The sequence below is a fragment of the Streptomyces sp. NPDC048257 genome (genome assembly GCF_043201855.1).
Taxonomy (GTDB): domain Bacteria; phylum Actinomycetota; class Actinomycetes; order Streptomycetales; family Streptomycetaceae; genus Streptomyces.
The window spans coordinates 517809-536444 of record NZ_JBICZI010000002.1 but is presented as its reverse complement, the minus strand read 5'-3'; the positions used below and the strand labels follow the sequence as shown (position 1 = coordinate 536444).

General features: G+C 71.3%; 19 protein-coding genes, 1 tRNA gene and 1 pseudogene. 6 read left to right on the top strand and 15 right to left on the bottom strand.

Translation table 11 applies throughout. From position 1 onward, the window contains the following. The first annotated feature begins 82 nt into the window (after nt 1–82). Nucleotides 83–349 carry a hypothetical protein gene (locus tag ACGFZK_RS06480; RefSeq protein WP_393847690.1) on the top strand — a complete coding sequence of 89 codons (267 nt, stop codon included), beginning with the start codon at nt 83–85 and terminating at the stop codon, nt 347–349. An 80-nt stretch (nt 350–429) separates the two neighbouring features. Here the strand turns inward: ACGFZK_RS06480 and ACGFZK_RS06475 are convergent, their stop codons facing one another. Further along, complete coding sequence (locus ACGFZK_RS06475) at nt 430–987, bottom strand: SixA phosphatase family protein (protein ID WP_393847689.1); 558 nt, start codon at nt 985–987, stop codon at nt 430–432. Nucleotides 988–1246: 259 nt separating this feature from the next. Here ACGFZK_RS06475 and ACGFZK_RS06470 point away from each other — a divergent pair, with 259 nt between their 5' ends. Both ACGFZK_RS06470 and ACGFZK_RS06465 read left to right on the top strand, forming a co-directional pair. Beyond that, nucleotides 1247–2119, top strand: a complete 873-nt coding sequence (locus ACGFZK_RS06470; RefSeq protein WP_393847688.1) for an oxaloacetate decarboxylase — start codon at nt 1247–1249, stop codon at nt 2117–2119. Further along, nucleotides 2116–2370 (top strand): hypothetical protein, encoded by a 255-nt coding sequence (locus ACGFZK_RS06465; protein ID WP_393847687.1) that lies wholly within the window; start codon nt 2116–2118, stop codon nt 2368–2370. The genes ACGFZK_RS06470 and ACGFZK_RS06465 overlap by 4 nt, the downstream gene beginning before the upstream one ends. 71 nt (nt 2371–2441) lie before the next feature. Here the strand turns inward: ACGFZK_RS06465 and ACGFZK_RS06460 are convergent, their stop codons facing one another. Both ACGFZK_RS06460 and ACGFZK_RS06455 read right to left on the bottom strand, forming a co-directional pair. Then, entirely contained in the window at nt 2442–2810 is a 369-nt protein-coding gene (locus ACGFZK_RS06460; RefSeq protein WP_393847686.1) for a PRC-barrel domain-containing protein, read from the bottom strand. 146 nt (nt 2811–2956) lie between these two features. After that, entirely contained in the window at nt 2957–3118 is a 162-nt protein-coding gene (locus ACGFZK_RS06455; protein WP_393847685.1) for a hydrophobic protein, read from the bottom strand. 518 nt (nt 3119–3636) lie between these two features. Here ACGFZK_RS06455 and ACGFZK_RS06450 point away from each other — a divergent pair. After that, nucleotides 3637–5793 (top strand): discoidin domain-containing protein, encoded by a 2157-nt coding sequence (locus tag ACGFZK_RS06450; RefSeq protein ID WP_393847684.1) that lies wholly within the window; start codon nt 3637–3639, stop codon nt 5791–5793. 243 nt (nt 5794–6036) lie between these two features. On the opposite strand, the gene ACGFZK_RS06445 is transcribed toward ACGFZK_RS06450, so the two are convergent. The 4 genes from ACGFZK_RS06445 to ACGFZK_RS06430 are packed head-to-tail and all read right to left on the bottom strand — an operon-like array spanning nt 6037 to nt 10615. Further along, on the bottom strand, nt 6037–7431 hold the full coding sequence (locus ACGFZK_RS06445) for a GH1 family beta-glucosidase (RefSeq protein WP_393847683.1): 1395 nt from the start codon (nt 7429–7431) through the stop codon (nt 6037–6039). Beyond that, nucleotides 7428–8291: a carbohydrate ABC transporter permease gene (locus ACGFZK_RS06440; RefSeq protein WP_393847682.1), complete on the bottom strand. Its 864-nt coding sequence runs from the start codon at nt 8289–8291 to the stop codon at nt 7428–7430. The genes ACGFZK_RS06445 and ACGFZK_RS06440 overlap by 4 nt, the downstream gene beginning before the upstream one ends. Further along, nucleotides 8281–9285 (bottom strand): carbohydrate ABC transporter permease, encoded by a 1005-nt coding sequence (locus ACGFZK_RS06435; RefSeq protein ID WP_393847681.1) that lies wholly within the window; start codon nt 9283–9285, stop codon nt 8281–8283. The genes ACGFZK_RS06440 and ACGFZK_RS06435 overlap by 11 nt, the downstream gene beginning before the upstream one ends. 10 nt (nt 9286–9295) lie before the next feature. Next, complete coding sequence (locus ACGFZK_RS06430) at nt 9296–10615, bottom strand: ABC transporter substrate-binding protein (protein WP_393847680.1); 1320 nt, start codon at nt 10613–10615, stop codon at nt 9296–9298. Nucleotides 10616–10809: 194 nt separating this feature from the next. Between ACGFZK_RS06430 and ACGFZK_RS06425 the strand changes: the two genes are divergently transcribed. Continuing rightward, on the top strand, nt 10810–12126 hold the full coding sequence (locus ACGFZK_RS06425) for an ROK family protein (protein WP_393847679.1): 1317 nt from the start codon (nt 10810–10812) through the stop codon (nt 12124–12126). A gap of 512 nt (nt 12127–12638) precedes the next feature. Here ACGFZK_RS06425 and ACGFZK_RS06420 read toward each other — a convergent pair. The 4 genes and pseudogenes from ACGFZK_RS06420 to ACGFZK_RS06405 all read right to left on the bottom strand — a co-directional run. Then, nucleotides 12639–12842, bottom strand: a pseudogene (locus tag ACGFZK_RS06420) (glycoside hydrolase family 3 C-terminal domain-containing protein); the annotation flags it as partial. A 142-nt stretch (nt 12843–12984) separates the two neighbouring features. Beyond that, nucleotides 12985–13344 carry a Shedu anti-phage system protein SduA domain-containing protein gene (locus ACGFZK_RS06415; RefSeq protein ID WP_393847880.1) on the bottom strand — a complete coding sequence of 120 codons (360 nt, stop codon included), beginning with the start codon at nt 13342–13344 and terminating at the stop codon, nt 12985–12987. 32 nt (nt 13345–13376) lie between these two features. After that, on the bottom strand, nt 13377–14216 hold the full coding sequence (locus ACGFZK_RS06410; RefSeq protein ID WP_393847678.1) for a hypothetical protein: 840 nt from the start codon (nt 14214–14216) through the stop codon (nt 13377–13379). Between the two features lie 372 nt (nt 14217–14588). Further along, a tRNA-Pro gene (locus ACGFZK_RS06405) sits at nt 14589–14662 on the bottom strand. A gap of 109 nt (nt 14663–14771) precedes the next feature. Here ACGFZK_RS06405 and ACGFZK_RS06400 point away from each other — a divergent pair. Then, complete coding sequence (locus ACGFZK_RS06400; protein WP_393847677.1) at nt 14772–15245, top strand: DUF309 domain-containing protein; 474 nt, start codon at nt 14772–14774, stop codon at nt 15243–15245. 50 nt (nt 15246–15295) lie between these two features. Here ACGFZK_RS06400 and ACGFZK_RS06395 read toward each other — a convergent pair whose 3' ends face one another. From ACGFZK_RS06395 to ACGFZK_RS06380, 4 genes are read right to left on the bottom strand one after another with little or no spacing between them, the layout of a single operon-like run. Further along, complete coding sequence (locus tag ACGFZK_RS06395) at nt 15296–15688, bottom strand: VOC family protein (protein ID WP_393847676.1); 393 nt, start codon at nt 15686–15688, stop codon at nt 15296–15298. Between the two features lie 4 nt (nt 15689–15692). After that, nucleotides 15693–16403: a lactate utilization protein C gene (locus tag ACGFZK_RS06390; protein WP_393847675.1), complete on the bottom strand. Its 711-nt coding sequence runs from the start codon at nt 16401–16403 to the stop codon at nt 15693–15695. Next, a complete protein-coding gene (locus tag ACGFZK_RS06385; RefSeq protein ID WP_393847674.1) occupies nt 16400–17869 on the bottom strand; it encodes a lactate utilization protein B in 1470 nt (489 codons plus the stop codon). Before ACGFZK_RS06385 ends, ACGFZK_RS06390 begins: the two co-directional genes overlap by 4 nt. Next, complete coding sequence (locus tag ACGFZK_RS06380; RefSeq protein WP_393847673.1) at nt 17866–18621, bottom strand: (Fe-S)-binding protein; 756 nt, start codon at nt 18619–18621, stop codon at nt 17866–17868. The genes ACGFZK_RS06385 and ACGFZK_RS06380 overlap by 4 nt, the downstream gene beginning before the upstream one ends. Nucleotides 18622–18636: the final 15 nt, after the last annotated feature.

Genomic DNA, 18636 nt, shown 5'->3' with positions numbered 1-18636 from the left:
CCGCGGCCGGCTCGGTCATGCTCGCGTCGTGTCCTTCCGCGCGGGCGCAGGTTACTCGCGTCCGGCAGACGACACTGGACCCATGAGCGAGCACCGCTTCACCCCCGACAACGCCAGCGCCCGCACCTCTCCGGCCGCTGTGCGCCCACGCCACTACGTGCACAACCTCCGGTACAAGAAGCCGGCGGAGGCGGCCCGGACCAGCCCCGACGGGCACACCCTGCGCGCTCTGTCCGACCTCACGGTGGTGACCTGCGCCTGCGGCCTCATGACCCCGGCGCTCCCGAACGACGACGCGCGACTCGCCTACGAGGAGCACCGCAACGAGATCCGTGACGAAATGGCCTGAGCACCGGCTCACTCGCCCGAAGCCGTTCCGCCGGCCTTCGCCGCCGACCGCGGGCAGCGGGGGCCGGGGTCCGGCGGCCGTCAGTGGGCGGGGGCCCAGAAGGCGGTCAGGTGGCCGTCGCCCGGGGCCAGGCCCTGCCACCCGCCCGGAAGGTCCACCACCACAACGCCCGACGTCGGGAGCCCCTCCCCCAGGCGCTCCAGCAGTTTCGGCGGGCCGGTTCCGCACAGGGTCATGGCCAGTTCGTGGATGCCGGTGTTGTGGCCGACCAGCATCAGGTGGCTCACTCCCGCTCCCCGCTCCGCCACTACGGTGGCCAGCGCGGTCGGGGCCGCGTTGTAGAGCCTGTCGTCGTACACGGCGGGCGGCACGTCCGGGAGGGCCGGGGCGATCAGCTGCCACGTCTGCCGCGTCCTCCGGGACGGGGAACACAGCACCAGACGGGGCTCGAAGCCCGACTCGGCAAGCCAGCGCCCCGTTTCCGGCGCGTCAGCCCGGCCCCGGTCGCTCAGGGAACGTTCGAAGTCCTCCGCCACGTGCTTCGGCACGGCCTTCGCGTGACGTACCAGCAGCAGCCGGCACGCGGACGTCGCGTCGGAGGCCGAGGACGCCACGTGGGGCGCGGGACCCGAGGACATGGCCATCTCCTTCGCCGCGGTACCGGTACAGGCCCATGGTGCGGGGAGGCCGGGGAGTGCGCATCCTCATGTGCGCAGCGGGAGGAGCGGCGCCCAGTGACGTTTCTGTGGTGAACGGGATGATCCATTGGGGTGAGTAAAGACTTGGTATGTCGCACATCAGCGGAACGCCAGGAAATGATCAGCTTTGGGTAAAGCACTGCCATGTCGCAGCCGCTCCCCCGCCCCCACGCGCCGAGCACCCTCGAAGGAGCTGACGATGAGTTACGGGAACAAACTGCGGGCCCAGATCGCCGAGCCGGGCACCACGCCCCTGATCGGCGTGCACGACATGTACTCGGCCTCGGTCGCGGCCGGGCACTACGACGGGATGTTCGTCTCCGGTTTCGGGTTCGCCGCGTCCCACTACGGACTGCCCGACATCGGGTTCATCGCCTGGCCCGACATGCTGGCCTTCGTCCAGCGGCTGCGCGGAGCGTTCCCGCAGCACCACCTGCTCGTGGACATCGACGACGGTTACGTCGATGTGGAGGTGGCCTGCCACGTGGTGAAGGAGATGGAACGCATCGGCGCCTCCGGCGTCATCCTCGAGGACCAGAAGCGTCCGCGCCGGTGCGGTCATGCCGACGGCAAGCAGGTCCTGCCGCTCGCCGAGTACCTGGAGAAGCTGGACGCGGTGCTCGAGACCCGCAGGGAGCTGCTCGTCGTCGCCCGCACGGACGCCACCGAGGAGGCGGACATCCTCCACCGGGCCGAGGCGCTGGCGGCCACGGACGCCGACGTCGTCCTGGTCGACGGTGTCCGCAGCGTCGAGTGGATCCGGCGGATCCGCGACGTCGTCGGCTCCAAGCCGCTGCTCTTCAACCAGATCGCCGGCGGCAAGTCCCCGCGGCTCTCCCTCAGCGAACTGACCGGCCTCGGCGTCGACGTGGCCATCTACAGCACGCCCTGCCTCTTCGCGGCGCACCGCGCGATGGACACCGCCCTCGCCGAACTGCGGCTCGCCGACGGGCGGCTGCCCGCCGCGGAAGGCGACGGGGAAATCGGTGTCGGCGAGTCCACCATGCTCCTGGCGAAGAACATCACCCGGCACCAGCCGGTACCTCCCGCGCGCGAGAGCGCCGGCGTATGAACCACGCACGTGTGCGGGCCGCCGCCTGCCTGGCGGTGACCCTGATCTGCGGCGGCGCCGAACCCGCCGCCGCCCGCGGAAGCCTCATCACCGTCATCGACAACTCCCACGCCGACTCCGTCCTCGAAATCGACCGGACGGCCAACGTCCAGAGCGGCAGCGGGACCGCCGGCAGCGACGGCGACGGCAGCGCCGTCGCGGTGCTCACCGCCCTCGTCCACACCGTGCGCGCCGGCGAGAGCGGCGCTTGACACGAATGCGGCGGCATGAGCCTGCCCCGGCACTCCTTCGGGAGTGCCGGGGCAGGCTCGTGGCGGGCCGATCAGGCGGGTCGGCCGCCGAAGGGGGCGCCGGTGCCGTAGTAGGTACCCAGCTCCTCGCGGTAGCCGGCATCACCGAGGTGCTTGTCCCGATGGAACTCGGGCGCGTCCTTGATCTGGTCCTTGGTTCGGTCGACGTAGACCCTCTGCTCGGCCTGGTCGATCCGGATCACCGTGCTCGCCGGCAGCAGGACCTCCTTGCCGAAGATCCACACACCGGTGTCGACGACCAGGTAGGCGTCACCGACCTCGTCGGAGTGCTTGTCGACCTTGCCGATGCCGCCGTCCGTGGCCTCGACCTTGTAGCCGGTGAGGTCCGTGGCTTGCAGACGGCCCGCAGTCGACTTGTAGCTCCATACGTTCTCAGTCACGCGAAACAACTCCTCCGAATTACCTGAGGGCCACCATTACTTCGGCCCTCGTCTTCGTGCGTCGGCCCATTCACCGCCTGCCCCCGCATCGCCGGTTCATTCATGGCGGTTGCATTCATTGGGGGAAATCGGCTTTCCGGCCCGCGCTACCAGCGGTACCAGCGTCCGCTGCCGCTCTTCGGGCGGGCCACGAAACCGATCAGCCACAGGATCAGAACCGCGATCGCGAACCACCACAGGATTTTCACCGCGAAACCCGCACCAGCAAGAATCAGGATCAGCAGAAGAACAAGAAGCAGGGGAACCATGATTATCAACCTCCGGACACTCGAATGCCCAGGGTTTCCGGTCATACACCCGGGAATTTACGGAGAACCGCTCGCCCGTGCGGGGTGGGTTGCCGTCGGGCTCCAGACCGTGCGGCGGGAAGCGGTACACGGCCGGCCGGGGAGTGACGGGCCGGAGTCCGGCGTCCTGCGGACCCCGGGGCGGCCCCGGCCCGTCCCCGTCCACCGCTCGACGAGTATCGAACGCACAGGGATGCCCGGGGCGGGATCGTGGACACTTCCCTAACGGTGCCTGGCTCCGTCCCGCCCAGCGGGCGCGGCGGGACGGAGCGGTCAGAAGCCTCAGTAGAGCGCTGCAGGGTTTTTTCGTCAACACTTTTCACAAGGATTGAAGAAACCCCAAGTTCACAGGCCCGACGGCCAGTTGACACACCGTTTGATCTTCAGTTCATGAACGCTCAAACCCTTGACGGGCACCGTGGCGGGCAGTTCACTCACGCTTCGATCCCCCCGGATCCACGACGTCAGGAGCACCCCGCATGCCCCTCCTCTCCGACCGCCCGCCGCGGCTGGCCGTCGCGGCGCTCGCCGCCGCGCTGATGGCAGCCCTCCTGGTGCTGCTCCCCGGCACCACCGCCCACGCGGCACCCGTCCTGCTCTCCCAGGGCAAGCCCGCCACCGCCTCCAGCACGGAGGGCGCCGGCACCCCGGCCGGCGCGGCCGTGGACGGCGACAACGGCACCCGCTGGTCGAGCCAGTTCACCGACCCCCAGTGGATACAGGTCGACCTCGGCGCGCCCGCCCAGCTGAGCCAGGTGGTCCTCCGCTGGGAGGCCGCCGCCGCCAAGGCGTACCGCGTCGAGCTGTCCACGGACGGCACCAACTGGTCCACCGCCGCCTCGACCGCCACGGGCACCGGCGGCACGGTCACCCACGACATCACCGGTACCGCCCGCTACGTCCGTGTGTACGGGACGCAGCGCACCACCGGATACGGCTACTCGCTCTGGGAGTTCCAGGTCTACGGCACCACCGGTACCGGCCCGGTCATCCCCGGCGGCGGCGACCTCGGCCCGAACGTGATCGTCTTCGACCCGTCCACGCCGAACATCCAGGCCAGGCTGGACCAGGTCTTCGCCCAGCAGGAGTCCGCGCAGTTCGGCTCCGGCCGCTACCAGTTCCTCTTCAAGCCCGGTACCTACAACGGCCTCAACGCGCAGATCGGGTTCTACACCTCGATCTCGGGCCTGGGCCTGAACCCCGACGACACCACCATCAACGGCGACGTGACCGTCGACGCCGGCTGGTTCGGCGGCAACGCCACCCAGAACTTCTGGCGCTCGGCCGAGAACCTGGCGCTGAACCCGGTGAGCGGCACCAACCGCTGGGCGGTCTCCCAGGCGGCGCCGTTCCGCCGGATGCACGTCAAGGGCGGGCTGAACCTCGCCCCCGACGGCTACGGCTGGGCCTCCGGCGGGTACATCGCCGACTCCAAGATCGACGGCCAGGTCGGCAACTACTCGCAGCAGCAGTGGTACACCCGTGACAGCTCGATCGGCGGCTGGTCCAACGCGGTGTGGAACCAGGTGTTCTCCGGGACCCAGGGCGCGCCCGCGCAGTCGTACCCGAACCCGCCCTACACCACCCTGGACACCACCCCCGTCTCGCGGGAGAAGCCCTTCCTCTACCTGGACGGCAACGAGTACAAGGTCTTCGTCCCGGCGAAGCGCACGAACGCCCGCGGCACGTCCTGGGGCAACGGCGCACCCCAGGGCAGCTCGGTGCCGCTCAGCCAGTTCTACGTGGTCAAGCCGGGCACGAGCGCGGCGACGATCAACGCGGCGCTGACGCAGGGCCTGCACCTGCTGTTCACCCCCGGCGTCTACCACGTGAACCAGACCATCCAGGTGAACCGCCCCGACACCATCGTCCTCGGCCTCGGCCTGGCGACGATCGTCCCGGACAACGGGGTCACCGCGGTGAAGGTCGCCGACGTGGACGGCGTGAAGCTCGCCGGGTTCCTGGTCGACGCGGGCACCGTCAACTCGCCGAGCCTGCTGGAGGTCGGCCCGGCCAACGCCTCCGCCGACCACGGGGCGAACCCGACCAGCGTCCAGGACGTCTTCGTCCGGGTCGGCGGTGCGGGCGCGGGCAAGGCCACGGTGGGCATGGTGATCAACAACGACGACACGATCGTCGACCACACCTGGATCTGGCGCGCCGACCACGGCGACGGGGTGGGCTGGGAGACCAACCGCTCCGACTACGGGTTCCGGGTGAACGGCGACGACGTCCTGGCCACCGGGCTCTTCGTCGAACACTTCAACAAGTACGACGTGGAGTGGAACGGCGAGCGCGGCCGGACGATCTTCTTCCAGAACGAGAAGGCGTACGACGCCCCGAACCAGGCCGCGATCCAGAACGGTTCGACCAAGGGCTACGCGGCCTACAAGGTGGCCGACTCGGTGAACACCCACGAGGGCTGGGGCCTGGGCAGCTACTGCTACTACAACGTCGATCCCACGATCCGCCAGGAGCACGGCTTCCAGGCACCGGTGAAGCCCGGTGTGAAGTTCCACGACCTGCTCGTGGTCTCGCTCGGCGGCAACGGCCAGTACGAGCACGTCATCAACGGCATCGGCGCCCCCACCTCGGGCACCTCGACCGTCCCCTCCACCCTCGTCTCGTTCCCCTGACCCACCCCTGACCCCCGAAGGACGCGGGGCGGCCCGGCGGCCGCCCCGCGTTTTCCGGGCCTGCCGAGAGAGCGCTCTCCCAGCATCGCGTCCGGCGGCGCCGACCCGGACGGCGGCGGCTACGAAGCGGGCCTGGCAGCAGGGCGGTTACACCAAGCCGTCCCTCGTCACCGAGACCGGCCCGGCCGGCGAGTGGGAGGTGCCGAACGACGCGAACGGCGTTCCGCCGGAGGGGTGAGGGGCTCAGCGGATGGTGCGGTGCGCGGCGATGATCTCGGCGTAGCGGCGGCCGCTGGACTTCACGGTGCGCTGCTGGGTGGCGTAGTCGACGTGGACCAGGCCGAAGCGCTTGTCGTAGCCGTAGGCCCATTCGAAGTTGTCCAGCAGCGACCACGCGTAGTAGCCGGCCACGGGGGCCCCACGGCGGGCGGCGCGGGCGCAGGCGGCGAGGTGGGCCGTCAGGTACGCGGCGCGCTCGGGGTCGTGGACGCTGCCGTCGGGGGCGACGGTGTCGGGGTAGGAGGAGCCGTTCTCGGTGATCCGGATCTCCGGGGAGCCGTACTCCTCGTGGAGCCGCATGGTCAGCGTCTCCAGTCCGTGCGCGTCGACCTCCCAGTCCATGCCGGTGCGCGGGACGCCGGGCCGCTCGATCTGGCGGGCGTGGGGGGCGGGGCCGTCCGGGTCGGCGGTGACCACCTGCGGGAAGTAGTAGTTCAGTCCGATCCAGTCGAGCGGGGCGCCGATCGCGGCGAGGTCGCCCGGGCGCTCGGGGAGGTCGACGCCGTAGACCTCGCGCATGTCGGCGGGGAAGCCGCGGCCGTGGACGGGGTCGAGCCACCAGCGGTTGACGTGGCCGTCCATCCGCCGGGCGGCAGCGGTGTCGGCCTCGCCGGCGGTGGCCGGCTCGACGGTGGAGAGGTTGTTGACGATGCCGATCCGGGCGCCGGGGGAAGCGGCGCGGATCGCCTGGGTGGCGAGTCCGTGGCCGAGCAGCAGGTGGTAGGAGGCGCGGACGGCGGCGGTGAGGTCGGTCCGGCCGGGGGCCATCCTGCCCTCCAGGTGGCCGATCCACGCCGAGCACAGCGGTTCGTTCAGCGTGGCCCACTGGGTGACGCGGTCGCCGAGGCGCTCGGCGGCCAGGCCGGCGTACGCGGCGAAGTGCTCGGCGGTGCCCCGCTCGGGCCAGCCGCCGCGGTCCTCCAGGGTCTGGGGCAGGTCCCAGTGGTAGAGGGTGACGGAGGGCTCGATCCCGGCGGCCAGCAGGCCGTCGATCAGCCGGTCGTAGAAGGCGAGGCCCTTGGCGTTGACGGGGCCGTCGCCGCCCGGGAGGACGCGCGGCCAGGCGACGGAGAGCCGGTAGGCGTTGGTGCCGAGTCCGCGCATCAGGGCGATGTCGTCCTGCCAGCGGTGGTAGTGGTCGCAGGCGGTGTCGCCGTTGTCGCCGCCGTCGATGGCTCCGGGTACGCGGGTGAAGGTGTCCCAGATGGAGGCGGCGCGGCCGTCCTCGGCGACGGCCCCCTCGATCTGGTAGGCGGAGGTGGCGGTGCCCCAGGCGAAGTCGTGGGGCAGCGCGCCGAGGTCGATGCGCGCGGGGTCCGCGGCCTGCTCGGTCACGGGGAGGCTTTCGGAAAGGGTCACTTGACGGCTCCTGCGGTCAGTCCTGCCACCAGGTAGCGCTGGAGCAGCAGGAATCCGGCGACGACGGGGACGCTGACGACGAGCGAGGCGGCCATGATCTGGTTCCAGTAGACGTCGTTCTGCGTGGAGTAGCCCTGCAGGCCGACGGCGAGGGTGCGGGTGGCGTCGTTCGTCATGACGGAGGCGAAGAGCACTTCGCCCCAGGCGGTCATGAAGGCGTAGACGGCGACGGCGACGATGCCGGGCACGGCGGCCGGGATCACCACCCGGAACAGGGCTCCGAGGGGCCCGCAGCCGTCGACGGTGGCCGCTTCGTCGAGGTCGCGGGGCACCGAGTCGAAGTAGCCGATGAGCATCCAGATGGAGAAGGGCAGGGAGAAGGTGAGGTAGGTGAGGATCAGGCCGCCGCGGGATCCGTAGAGCGCGACCCCGGTGCTGTTGCCGATGTTCACGAAGATCAGGAACAGCGGGAGGAGGAAGAGGATCCCCGGGAACATCTGGGTGGAGAGCACCGTGACGGTGAACAGCCGCCGGCCCCGGAAACGGTACCGGCTGACCGAGTAGGCGGCGAAGACGGCGATGACCACGGAGCAGACGGTGGCGGTGCCGGCCACGATCAGGGAGTTCACGAAGTACTCGGCGAGCGGGACGGTGTGCCAGATGTCGGCGTAGGGGCGGAAGGTGAGCCCGGAGGGGATCCACCGGAACTGGCCGGCGACGTCCTTGAGCGGTTTGAGCGAGCTGGTGACCATCACGTAGACGGGCAGCAGCACGAAGCCGGACAGCAGGGTCAGGAAGACGGCCCGGATCACCTTGAAGGACGTCGGCGGATCGAGCGGGCTGCGTGTTCTAGCGGGCATCGTCGGCCCTCCGTCCGCGCGTGGTGGCGAGCAGGTATCCGGCGGTGACCAGCAGCAGGAAGAGCAGCAGCAGGACGGACATCGCGGACCCGGTGCCGAAGTTCCAGGTGACGAAGCTGGACTGGTAGATGTGGATGGAGATCAGGTCGGCGGCCTCGGGGGCCGATTTCCCGAACAGCACGAAGGGCGTGTTGAAGTCGTTGAACGTCCACAGGAACAGCACGAGGACCAGCACCTGGTTGACCGCGCCCACCGAGGGCAGGGTGATCCGGCGGATCTGCTGCCAGATCCCCGCACCGTCCAGGGCGGCGGCCTCGTAGAGGTCCTTGGGGATGTTCTGCAGGGCCGCCATCACGATCAGGAAGGCGAAGGGCCAGCCCTTCCACACCGAGACGGTCAGCAGGGCCCAGAAACTGTTGTCGCCGAGCAGCCAGAAGGTGTGCTCGGCCCCGCCGAGGCCCAGCTGGTCGTGGATGACGTGGTTCACCAGGCCGTTGTCCCGCTGGAACATGAACGCCCAGGTGATGACCGCCGCGTAGACGGGCAGGGCGTACGGGACCAGGAAGAGGGCCCGCAGGACGCCCCGGCCGCGGAAGGTTTCCTGCATGAACACGGCGGCCGCGGTGCCCAGCAGCCAGCACAGGCCGACCGAGAGCAGGGTGAACAGGCAGGTGGTGAGGAAGGAACCGAGGAGGGCTTCGCCGACGGGGCGGTTGACGTCGACGGCGAGTTCGTAGTTGTCGAAGCCGGTCCAGGGGGCCCGCGACCAGTCCCGGATGAAGAACTGGGTCAGCCGGCGGAAGCTCATCAGGATGCCCATCACCATGGGGACGAGGTGGATGAGCAGTTCCAGCAGGATGGCCGGCAGGAGCAGGAGGTACGGCAGGGCGGTGCGCCGGATGCGGCCGGGGCGGCGGCGCGCGGGGGCGGCCGCGGGTTTCCGCGGCTGCCCGGCCTTCGCGTCGGGTGGGAGTGTGGTGGGTGCGGTGGTCATCCGAGGGGACTCAGTTCGCCATCTGCTGCTGGGCCTTGGTGAGCTTGGCCTTGACGGAATCGGTGGTCACCGGGCGTCCGGCCGCGGCGTCCGAGAAGAGTTCCTTGAGCGCGGTGCCGACGGCGGTCTCGAACTGCGACTCCTCCGGGACCTGCGGGAGCGGTGCGGCGCTGGTGGAGAGGGCGTTGCGGAACACGGTGGCGTCCTCGCCGGCGAACGCGGCGTCCGCCTGCGCGGCCTTGACCGGCGGGATGGAACCGTAGGTCTTGTTGAGGAGCGTCTGCTCCTCGTCGCTGGTCATGAACTTCACGAACTTCAGCGCGCCGTCGATGTTGTCGGTGTTCTTGAAGACGGCCAGGTTGATGCCGGCCACCATGGAGTTGGTGTTCCTCCCGGCGCCGGGGGCGCCTCCGGCCGGGACGGGGACGGGGGCCACGCCCCAGTCGCCCTCCTTCATGCCGTGGGCCTTGAAGCTGCTGACGGCGCTCTGCCACAGGACCATGGCGGTCTTGCCGTTGGCGAAGTCCTGGAGGGACTGGTTCTTGTCGTACTCGGCGTTGCCGGGAGCGATGATCTTGTCTTTGGCCATCAGGTCGACGTACTGCTTGACGGCCTCGACGTTGCCCGGGGTGTCGAAGGTGGGCTTCCCGGCGGCGTCGAAGAACGCGGCGCCGTGCTGCTGGGAGAGGACGAAGGCCTGGTGGATGTTGTTGGAGAGGTTCGACCCCTCCGCCCCCAGGGCCCACTTGCCGTCCTTGGACAGCTTCTGGCCGGTGGTGACCATCTCGTCCCAGGTGGCCGGGGGCTTGTCGATGCGCGCCTCCCGGAACATCTTCTTGTTGTAGTAGAGGGCGTACGACATCGAGTAGAGCGGGACCGCGGCCGGGTCCTTGCCCGCGGCGCCCGCCGAGCCGAGGGCGGACTCCACGAAGCGGTCCTTGCCGCCGATGGCGGCGAAGTTCTCGGCGTTCCAAGGGAGCAGGGCTCCGGTGGCCTGCAGGGAGGACGACCAGGTGTTGCCGATGTTGAGCACGTCCGGCCCCTGGCCGGAGGCGGTGGCGGCGAGGATCCGGTTGAGCAGGTCCGACCAGGGCACGACCTCCAGCTTGACCTTGATGCCGGTCTGCTCCTCGAACTTCTTCAGCTCGGGGGCGAGGGTCGCCTGGTCCGCCGCTATGTCGGGGCCCTGATTGGAGGCCCAGTAGGTGAGCTCCTTGGGGGCGGTGTTGGAGCCGCCCTCGTTGTCGGTGGTGCCTCCTCCGCAGGCGGTGGCGGCGGCGAGGAGCGAGGCGGTGACGGCGAAGGCGGCTGCGGCTCTGGTGCTGCGCATGGCGGATCGGCCCCTTTCGGCAGGGTCGGGGAAAGGCCGGTGAGGAGGTACCGTGCGTCGTCTGCGCGGGACCTCTGCTGCACCCGTTTTTGTCTAGGCCTTAAATTAGGACGTGAGTTAAGCCTCGCGAAAGGGTCGCGTCAAGAGGTCGCGCAAGGGTATGTTGCGAGCGACGGCGGGGCGGAAGGAGCCACATGACCACGGGTCGTAGCGGACGAACGGTGCGGGACCTGCGGCGCGGCAACCGCAGCGCCGTACTGCAGCGGTTGTACTTCGGCGGGCCGATGAGCCGTCAGGAACTGGGCCCCGCCACCGGGTTGAGCTCCGGGTCGATCAGCAACGTGGTGGGCGAACTCGTCGCGGACGGCCTGCTGGAGGAGGCGGGCGTCGTCGACTCCGACGGCGGCAGGCCGCGCACGCTCCTGCGGGTCACTCCCGGCAGCGCCCACATGATCGGCATCGACGTCGGCGAAACCCGGGTCCGTGTCGAGCTGTTCGACCTTTCACTGACCGAACTCGCCCGCACCGAGATGCCGTTGCTGCCGCGCGGCTGCTACGACGTGGGCCCGATCGTCGCCCACATCCAGGCGGGGATCGCCACCGTGCTCGCCGAGGCGGGCGTCGGTACGGAGCGGCTGCTCGGCGTCGGCATCGGCGTACCCGGCATCGTGGACCGGGAGGCACCCGGCGGGGCGGTGGTGCACGGCCAGACCATCGGCTGGGACGCGGTACCGCTGGAGGCCCTGCTGCGCGCCACCGGGGCACTGCCCGAGGAGGTCCCGTACATCATCGACAACGGCGCCCGCACGCTCGGCCAGGCCGAGATGTGGTTCGGTGCGGGGCGCGGGGCGCGCGAGGCGGTCGTGGTGCTCTTCGGGTCGGGCGTCGGAGCCAGCCTGATCACCGACGGCTCTCCGGACGGCAGCAAGACGGAGGGCACGTCGCTGGAGTGGGGGCACCTGACGGTATCCGTACGGGGCCGGCGCTGCCGCTGCGGGGCGCTGGGCTGCCTGGAGGCCTACACCGGCGCGGAGTCGCTGCTGGCCCGGTGGGCGGAACGCGGCGGGGACGCGGGGGCCGGCGGGGAGGTCGACGAGGAACAGGCCCTGTCCGCCCTGCTGGCGGCGGCCCGGGCGGCCGACCCGGTGGCGCAGGAGGTACTGGAAGAGACCGCGGAGTACCTGGGCGCGGGACTGTCCGACCTGATCAACCTGTTCCAGCCGGAGCGGATCCTGATCGGCGGCTGGGCCGGGCTGATGCTGGGCCCGTACGTCCTCGGGGCGGTACGGAAGTACGCGACGCGCTACTCCCTTCCCCATCCCGCCGGCCGCGTCAGCATCGGCATGGGCGCCCTGGGCCACGACGCGGTCACCGTCGGCGCGGCCACGCTCCCGCTGTCGGCCTTCTTCGCGACGGGCGGCCGGCACGCCCCCTCGGAGCCTCCGGCGGAACAGCCGGGCTGGCAGACCTCCCTGGAGGTCCGCAGCGGAGCGGTGGGCCACCGCGGCTGACCCGGACCGAGACGAGCGCGGGCACGGCCGGGAGGGCCGATTCGTCGGGCCGGGCCAGGCGGGCCAGGTCACGTCAGGTCGAGTCCTGGGGACCAGTTCGGGGGTGAACAGCATCCCCTGGGGCGCCCTGCGCCATCAGGTCGTTCGCGGCGAACACCCCCGTCCAGGTCGGGCTGCTGGGCCAGCAGGCTCCGCATCGCCGTCTCGCCGTCTCGCCGTCTCGCCGCCTTCGAGCGTGAAGTCCCCCTCGGCCACCGGCGGCCCGGTCGGCCCCGCAGGCCACCTCGGCCACCGCCCGCGGAAGCCCGCGACACGCTCCCGGCTCGCCGGGACGTCCGCCGCGCCGGTGATCACCGCGAGCCGCCGGCGGCCCCGCGCCAACGGGTGCCGAGCCCCGCCAGCGCCCCGCCCTCGCCGTGCCTCAGGTCCACGTGGTCGAGCCGGACCCCCGGCCGCCGGACGGGCGAACAGCACGGCGGGCTGCCCGGCCACGGCGAGCAGCCCGGGCAGCGGGGGGCGCCGGCGAGGGTGGCGGGCCAGGTGGTGGGGAGCCGGCCCCCGGGCTCGGTCCGGCCGAGGAGAACGTCCGCGAGGGCGTGGCCCGGATCCCGGCCGGGGAACCAGGCGAGGAGCACAGCGGCGGCCTCCGTCCGCCGGGGGAGTTCGACGGGCCCGTTGGCGTTCAGGACGACGACGGTACGGGGATTGGCGCGGGACCTCGCGGACCGGCAGGTCGGCAGCAGCGGGGAGTCGCAAGGCGGAGGGGCGTCCTCGTACTGTGCGTATTCGGGCGTTCCGACAACGCAGCGAGCTGCCGTAGCTGTCGTCGTGCGCCCGCCGGGGATTACGGGACAGCCCTTAGGCCTGTTCTCTGACTCGCGATCGAAGTTCACCGGCCAGGGAGCGTTCCGCGTTGTCCAGCAGCTCCTTGTAGGTGAGCACCTCGACGCGCGTGAGATGCGAGTTGAACGTCCGCAGCGCTTCGTTGATCTCCGTCTCCGGTACGTCGGGGTGGAGGCCGGGGTGTCCGACCAGCACAAGCGCGCTGGCCCGCCGGACCTCGATGCCGAGCTCCTCGCGTATGCGGTCGCGGTGTTCGTCCAGCCCTGTGAGGTAGTTGACGGCCTGCCCGACGGCCTCGTGGACCGATGCCGCAGGCACCCAGGCGTTGCGGTGCCCCTTGACCAGGGGCCTCTTAAGGCTCATGGCTCGTTTCAGTTCGACGATGTGCAGCGTCCCGTCGCCCCGTATCAGCGGGATGTCACCTCGTCTCCCGGCACCAGCCGTCGGTGGGCGGCCTCGCCCACGAACCGTCCTCCGAAGATCCAGTGCTGCCCCTCCAGCGCCCGCTGGAGATCACTTTCTCGCGCCCTTGGGTCCTCGACGACGGCACGCAGCGTGTCGAGCCCGGCCGAGCGCCGCCTCAGTTCGGCCGCCCGCAGGACGAGCTGCCCCTCATGATCGGCCGCGAGCAGGGCGAGGGCCTGGGGTGAGCTGACGATCTTCCGAGCGGCCTCGGCGGGGTCCCCCAGCTCGATCCGATCGCTGCGCAGCAGCCGCTCCAGCCACAGCGATGTCTCGGACATCCCACGCGGAATGACGTAGCGGCCGGGCCGGTCCTCCGGAGCGCGTAGGAACGCGGCGTCACGGCCCTGGGACCGGAAGTGCTCCACCACCTCCTCCGCGCCGGCACCGGGGTGATCCCTGAGAAATGCCTCGCACGCCGCGACAAGCCATTCATGCATCGCGCGCAGGGAGCTCGCAACGAAGTCGCGGGACCGTTCCCTGCGCGCCCCGTCCTGGAACAGGCGGTGACGTTCCGCGAAATCGTGCTGGAGGATCCGGCCCTCCGCGTAGTCCAGCGAGTCCTGCAGGAGCCGTACGACCTGCCACTCCCCCGCGGCCGCAGCCGATCCTCGGGCCGCCTCGATGAGACGTACGAGCTCTTTGCCCTGCCTGCGTCTGCCCTTGCCGAGGCTGTGCAGATAGATGAAGACGGCGGTGAGCGCCGAACCCACCGTCTCGTCGCCGGTCTCCTTCGCGACCTCACGGAGCTGCCACTCCAGCGTCATATCACTTCGGGTTGCCATGCGGGGAAGTGTGCACCCGAGGTACGACAGGCCCGCCCGAGGTGCGGGAGCGCGCTCTTCGCAACACGCTGAAGCCGAGGGCGATCCGATGCCCTGCCCGCACATCGTGGTCCACGTCCTGGCCCTGGCGGCTCCCGGCAAGTGACAGTGGGGGACGCGGCGCTGGGGCTCGCCCCGCAGCTGGAAGGCGGCCGCCGGAGCCGCGCTCTCCGCCCACCTCAGCGTGCTGCGCGCGCCATGCCGGCCGGCGAACCCGATCGTCGTGACCCGCTGACCACGGTCGAGCACGCCGGTCCCAACCGGTCCCCGAAAACGATCAAGGGGCCGTTCTGGATTGCTCCAAAACGGCCCCTGATCTGCGACTCTTTCGAGTCGGGACGACAGGATTTGAACCTGCGACCCCTTGACCCCCAGTCAAGTGCGCTACCAAGCTGCGCCACGTCCCGTTGTGCCTTCGACCTGCGGGTTTCCCCGTGCTCGGCGGCACATGCAGAACATTACCCCACGCCGAGGGGTGTGCACGCACCGGTAATCGGCGCGGGGGAGGATGGGGTGGTGAACGCACGGGATCGGGACGATGACGGACGGGCGCGGAGTGCGCGGCCCAGGGACGGGCTGGGGCGGCCGCTGGCGTACGGGGTGCCCGGGGTGGAGCGGCAGCCCGAGGGCGTCGTGCGCTCGGCCGCGGAGACCGTACGGGAGGCGCAGCGCCTGCTGGACGCCGGGATGCCGTTCCACGCGCACGAGGTGTTCGAGGATGCCTGGAAGTCCGGGCCCGAGGCCGCGGCCCCGCTCTGGCGGGGGCTCGCGCAGCTCGCCGTCGGGTTGACGCACGCCGCGCGCGGCAACGCGGTCGGCGGGGCGCGGCTGCTGCGCCGCGGGGCCTCCTGGCTCGAGGGGCTGCACGGGGATCCGTACGGGATCGACGTGGCGGGCCTGGTCCGGTGGGCCGGGGAGCTGGCCGGCCGGGTGGAGGGCGGCGGCCCGGCCGTCGACGCCGCGCGGGAGGCGCCGAGGCTGGCCGGTTAGGCCGTCTCTTCCGGATCCTGCCCCCGGCCGGATCCGGAAGAGACGGCCTACTAGGCCGCGGGCTGGAGGAGGTCCCAGCGGTTGCCGTACAGGTCCTCGAAGACGGCGACGGAGCCGTACGCCTCGTGCCGCGGCTCCTCCAGGAAGCGGACGCCCTCGGCGGTCATCCGGGCGTGGTCGCGGGCGAAGTCGTCGGTGTAGAGGAAGTGGCCGACGCGGCCGCCCGCCTGGTCGCCCACCCGGGAGCGCTGGGCCTCGTCCTTGGCGCGGGCCAGCAACAGGGCGGATTCGGTGGCGCCGGGCGGGCGGACCACGACCCAGCGGGAGCCGTCCGGGCGTGCGGTGTCCTCGGCGAGGTCGAAGCCGAGGGCGCGGGTGTAGAAGTCGATGGCCTCGTCGTAGTCGTGGACGAGGAGGGCCGTGAGGGCGATGTGCGATGGCATGCCCTCATTGTGTCCCGGGCCCCGCCGCCAGCAGGATCACGTCCAGGCGGCGCGGGCCGTGGACGCCCTCCACCCGGTCGAGTTCGATGTCGCTGGTGGCGGAGGGGCCGGAGATCCAGGTCAGGGGGCGGGCCGGGTCGAGGAGCGGCAGGGCCTGCGGGACGGAGTCCACCACCTGGTCCGGGACGCGGACCACGCAGATGTGGTGGTCCGGGATCAGGGTGATGCGGCGCCGGCCCTGATCGGGGCCGGCGTCGAGGACGATCGTGCCGGTCTCGGCGATCGCGAGGGCGCAGCCGGTCACCACGGCGTCGACCCGGTCGAGTTCCCGGTGCGACCGGTCAGCGTGGTCCGCGTGGTCCGCGTGCTCCGCGTGCTCCGCGTGCTCCGCGCCGTCGTGCACGAAGGTGAGCGACGGGTCCGACGGCAGGGCGAACCCGGGCTCCGGCGGGAGCAGTACGGTCGCGGCGTCCGGCAGCAGGTGCGCCAGCAGGTCCCGGAGCCCGTCCTCGCCGGTGCGGTGGACGTGCGCCCGGTACTCGGTCAGGTTCGCCGCGAGCAGGTCCACCCGCTCCCGCGGGGTGCGCGTGCCGTGCACGAGGAGGTAGTCGCGCACGATCTCCGGCTCGGGCGCCGGGTCCGGGCCCGGGCCGGCGCCCGGGGCCCGTGGCACCGCCCGGCGGATCCGGCCCAGGATGCGGTCCTTGCTGCTCACTGCGCGTTCCCCCGTTCCCGCGCCCACCAGTCGCGGAAGGACTCCGCCGGTACGGTGGGCAGTTCGCGGGTGTCGGTCCAGGCCCGCCCGGCCCCGGGGAGCCTGCGGGGCGCGAGGCGCCGGGCCCGGGCCAGCAGCCGCTCCCCCGCGCGCAGCGCCCCCGGGTGGTCCAGGAGCAGCCGGGCTGCGCGCATCGCGGCCCGTTCGGCGGTGTGGCCGTCCGCGGGGCGGAGCGTGACGCGGACGCCGTCCCGGGTCACCGGGCCGCCCTGGGCGACCCGCTCGCGGAGGTGCACGAGAACCTCGGGGATGTCGATGGCGACCGGGCAGACCTCGTAACAGGCCCCGCACAGGGTGGAGGCGAAGGGCAGCGAGGCGTCGACGGCGCTGCCGGTGCCGCGCAGTTGGGGGCCGAGGATCGCGCCGATCGGGCCGGGGTAGACGGAGCCGTAGGCGTGGCCGCCGGCGCGCTCGTAGACCGGGCAGACGTTGAGGCAGGCGGAGCAGCGGATGCAGCGCAGGGCCTGACGGCCGGTCTCGTCGGCGAGGGTGTCGGTGCGGCCGTTGTCGAGGAGGACGAGGTGGAAGGTGGAGGGGCCGTCGCCCGCCGTGGTCCCCGTCCACATCGTCGTGTACGGGTTCATCCGCTCGGCGGTCGACGAGCGCGGCAGCGTCTGGAGGAAGATCTCCAGGTCGCGGAAGGTCGGGACGACCTTCTCGATGCCGACGACGGAGATCAGGGTCTCGGGCAGGGTCAGGCACATGCGGCCGTTCCCCTCGGACTCGAAGACGACCATCGTGCCGGTCTCGGCGACCATGAAGTTGGCTCCGGACACGGCGACCTTGGCGCGCAGGAACTTCTCGCGCAGGTGCAGGCGCGCCGCCTCGGCGAGCTCCCGCGGGTCGTCGCCGAGCTGTTCGGGCGCCGGGCGGCCCCAACTTCCCATCTCGGCACGGAAGATGTCGCGGATCTCGGCCCGGTTGCGATGGATGGCCGGGACCAGGATGTGGGAGGGGCGGTCGCGGCCGAGCTGCACGATGAGTTCCGCGAGGTCGGTCTCGTACGCGGCGATGCCGGCGGCCTCCAGGGCCTCGTTCAGCCCGATCTCCTGGGTGGCCATGGACTTGACCTTGACGACCTCGCGCTCGCCGCTCGCGCGGACCAGTGCGGTGACGATCCGGTTGGCCTCGTCCGCGTCGGCGGCCCAGTGGACGGTGCCGCCGGCCGCCGTGACCGCGTCCTCCAACTGCAGCAGGTAGCGGTCGAGATGGCGGAGCGTGTGGTCCTTGACGGCCTTGCCCGCGGCGCGCAGCCCGTCCCAGTCCTCCAGTTCGGCGACGGCCCGGGCGCGTTTGTCGCGGATGGTGTGGGTGGCGTGCCGCAGGTTGGCGCGCAGCACCTCGTCCCGTACGGCTTCGCGGGCCGCCTCGGGAAAGGCGGGCATGCCCAGGTGGGTACCCGTCACGGCAGCGGTTCCTCCTCGGTCGCGGCCAGGATCTCGGCGAGGTGCAGGGCCTTCAGCGGGCTGTCCGCGCGGCGCAGCAGGCCGTCGAGGTGGGCGAGGCAGGAGTTGTCGGCGCCGCACAGCACCCGGGCGCCGGTGGCGGCCGCGGCTGCGATCTTGTCGGTGCCCATGGCCGTCGAGACGTCGGGGTTCTTGACGGCGAAGGTGCCGCCGAAGCCGCAGCACTCCTCGGCGCCCGGCAGCTCGACCAGGTCCAGGCCCTTGACCGCGGCCAGCAACCGCCGCGGCCGGTCGCCGAGCCCCAGACCGCGCAGGCCGTGACAGGAGGGGTGGTAGGTGACGGTGTGCGGGAAGTACGCGCCGACGTCGGTCACCCCGAGGACGTCGACCAGGAACTCGGTCAGCTCGTACACGCGCGGCGCGAGCGAGGCGGCCGCTTCGGCGAGCTCGCCGCCGCGTCCCTCGGCCGCCGCCTTCCGGCCGATGCGCGGGTAGTGCTCGCGGATCATCGCGGCGCAGGATCCGGAGGGAGTGACCACGTACTCGTACCCCGCGAAGGCCCGCGCGGTGCGCCGCACCAGCGGTTCGGTCTCGTGCCGGTAGCCGGTGTTGTACTGCGGCTGCCCGCAGCAGCTCTGGGCCGCCGGGAAGGCCACGTCGACGCCGAGCCGCTCCAGGAGGCGTACGACGGCGGTGCCGGTGCGCGGGTACAGCGCGTCGTTGACGCAGGTGACGAACAGGGCGGCGCGCATGATGGGCACAATAGC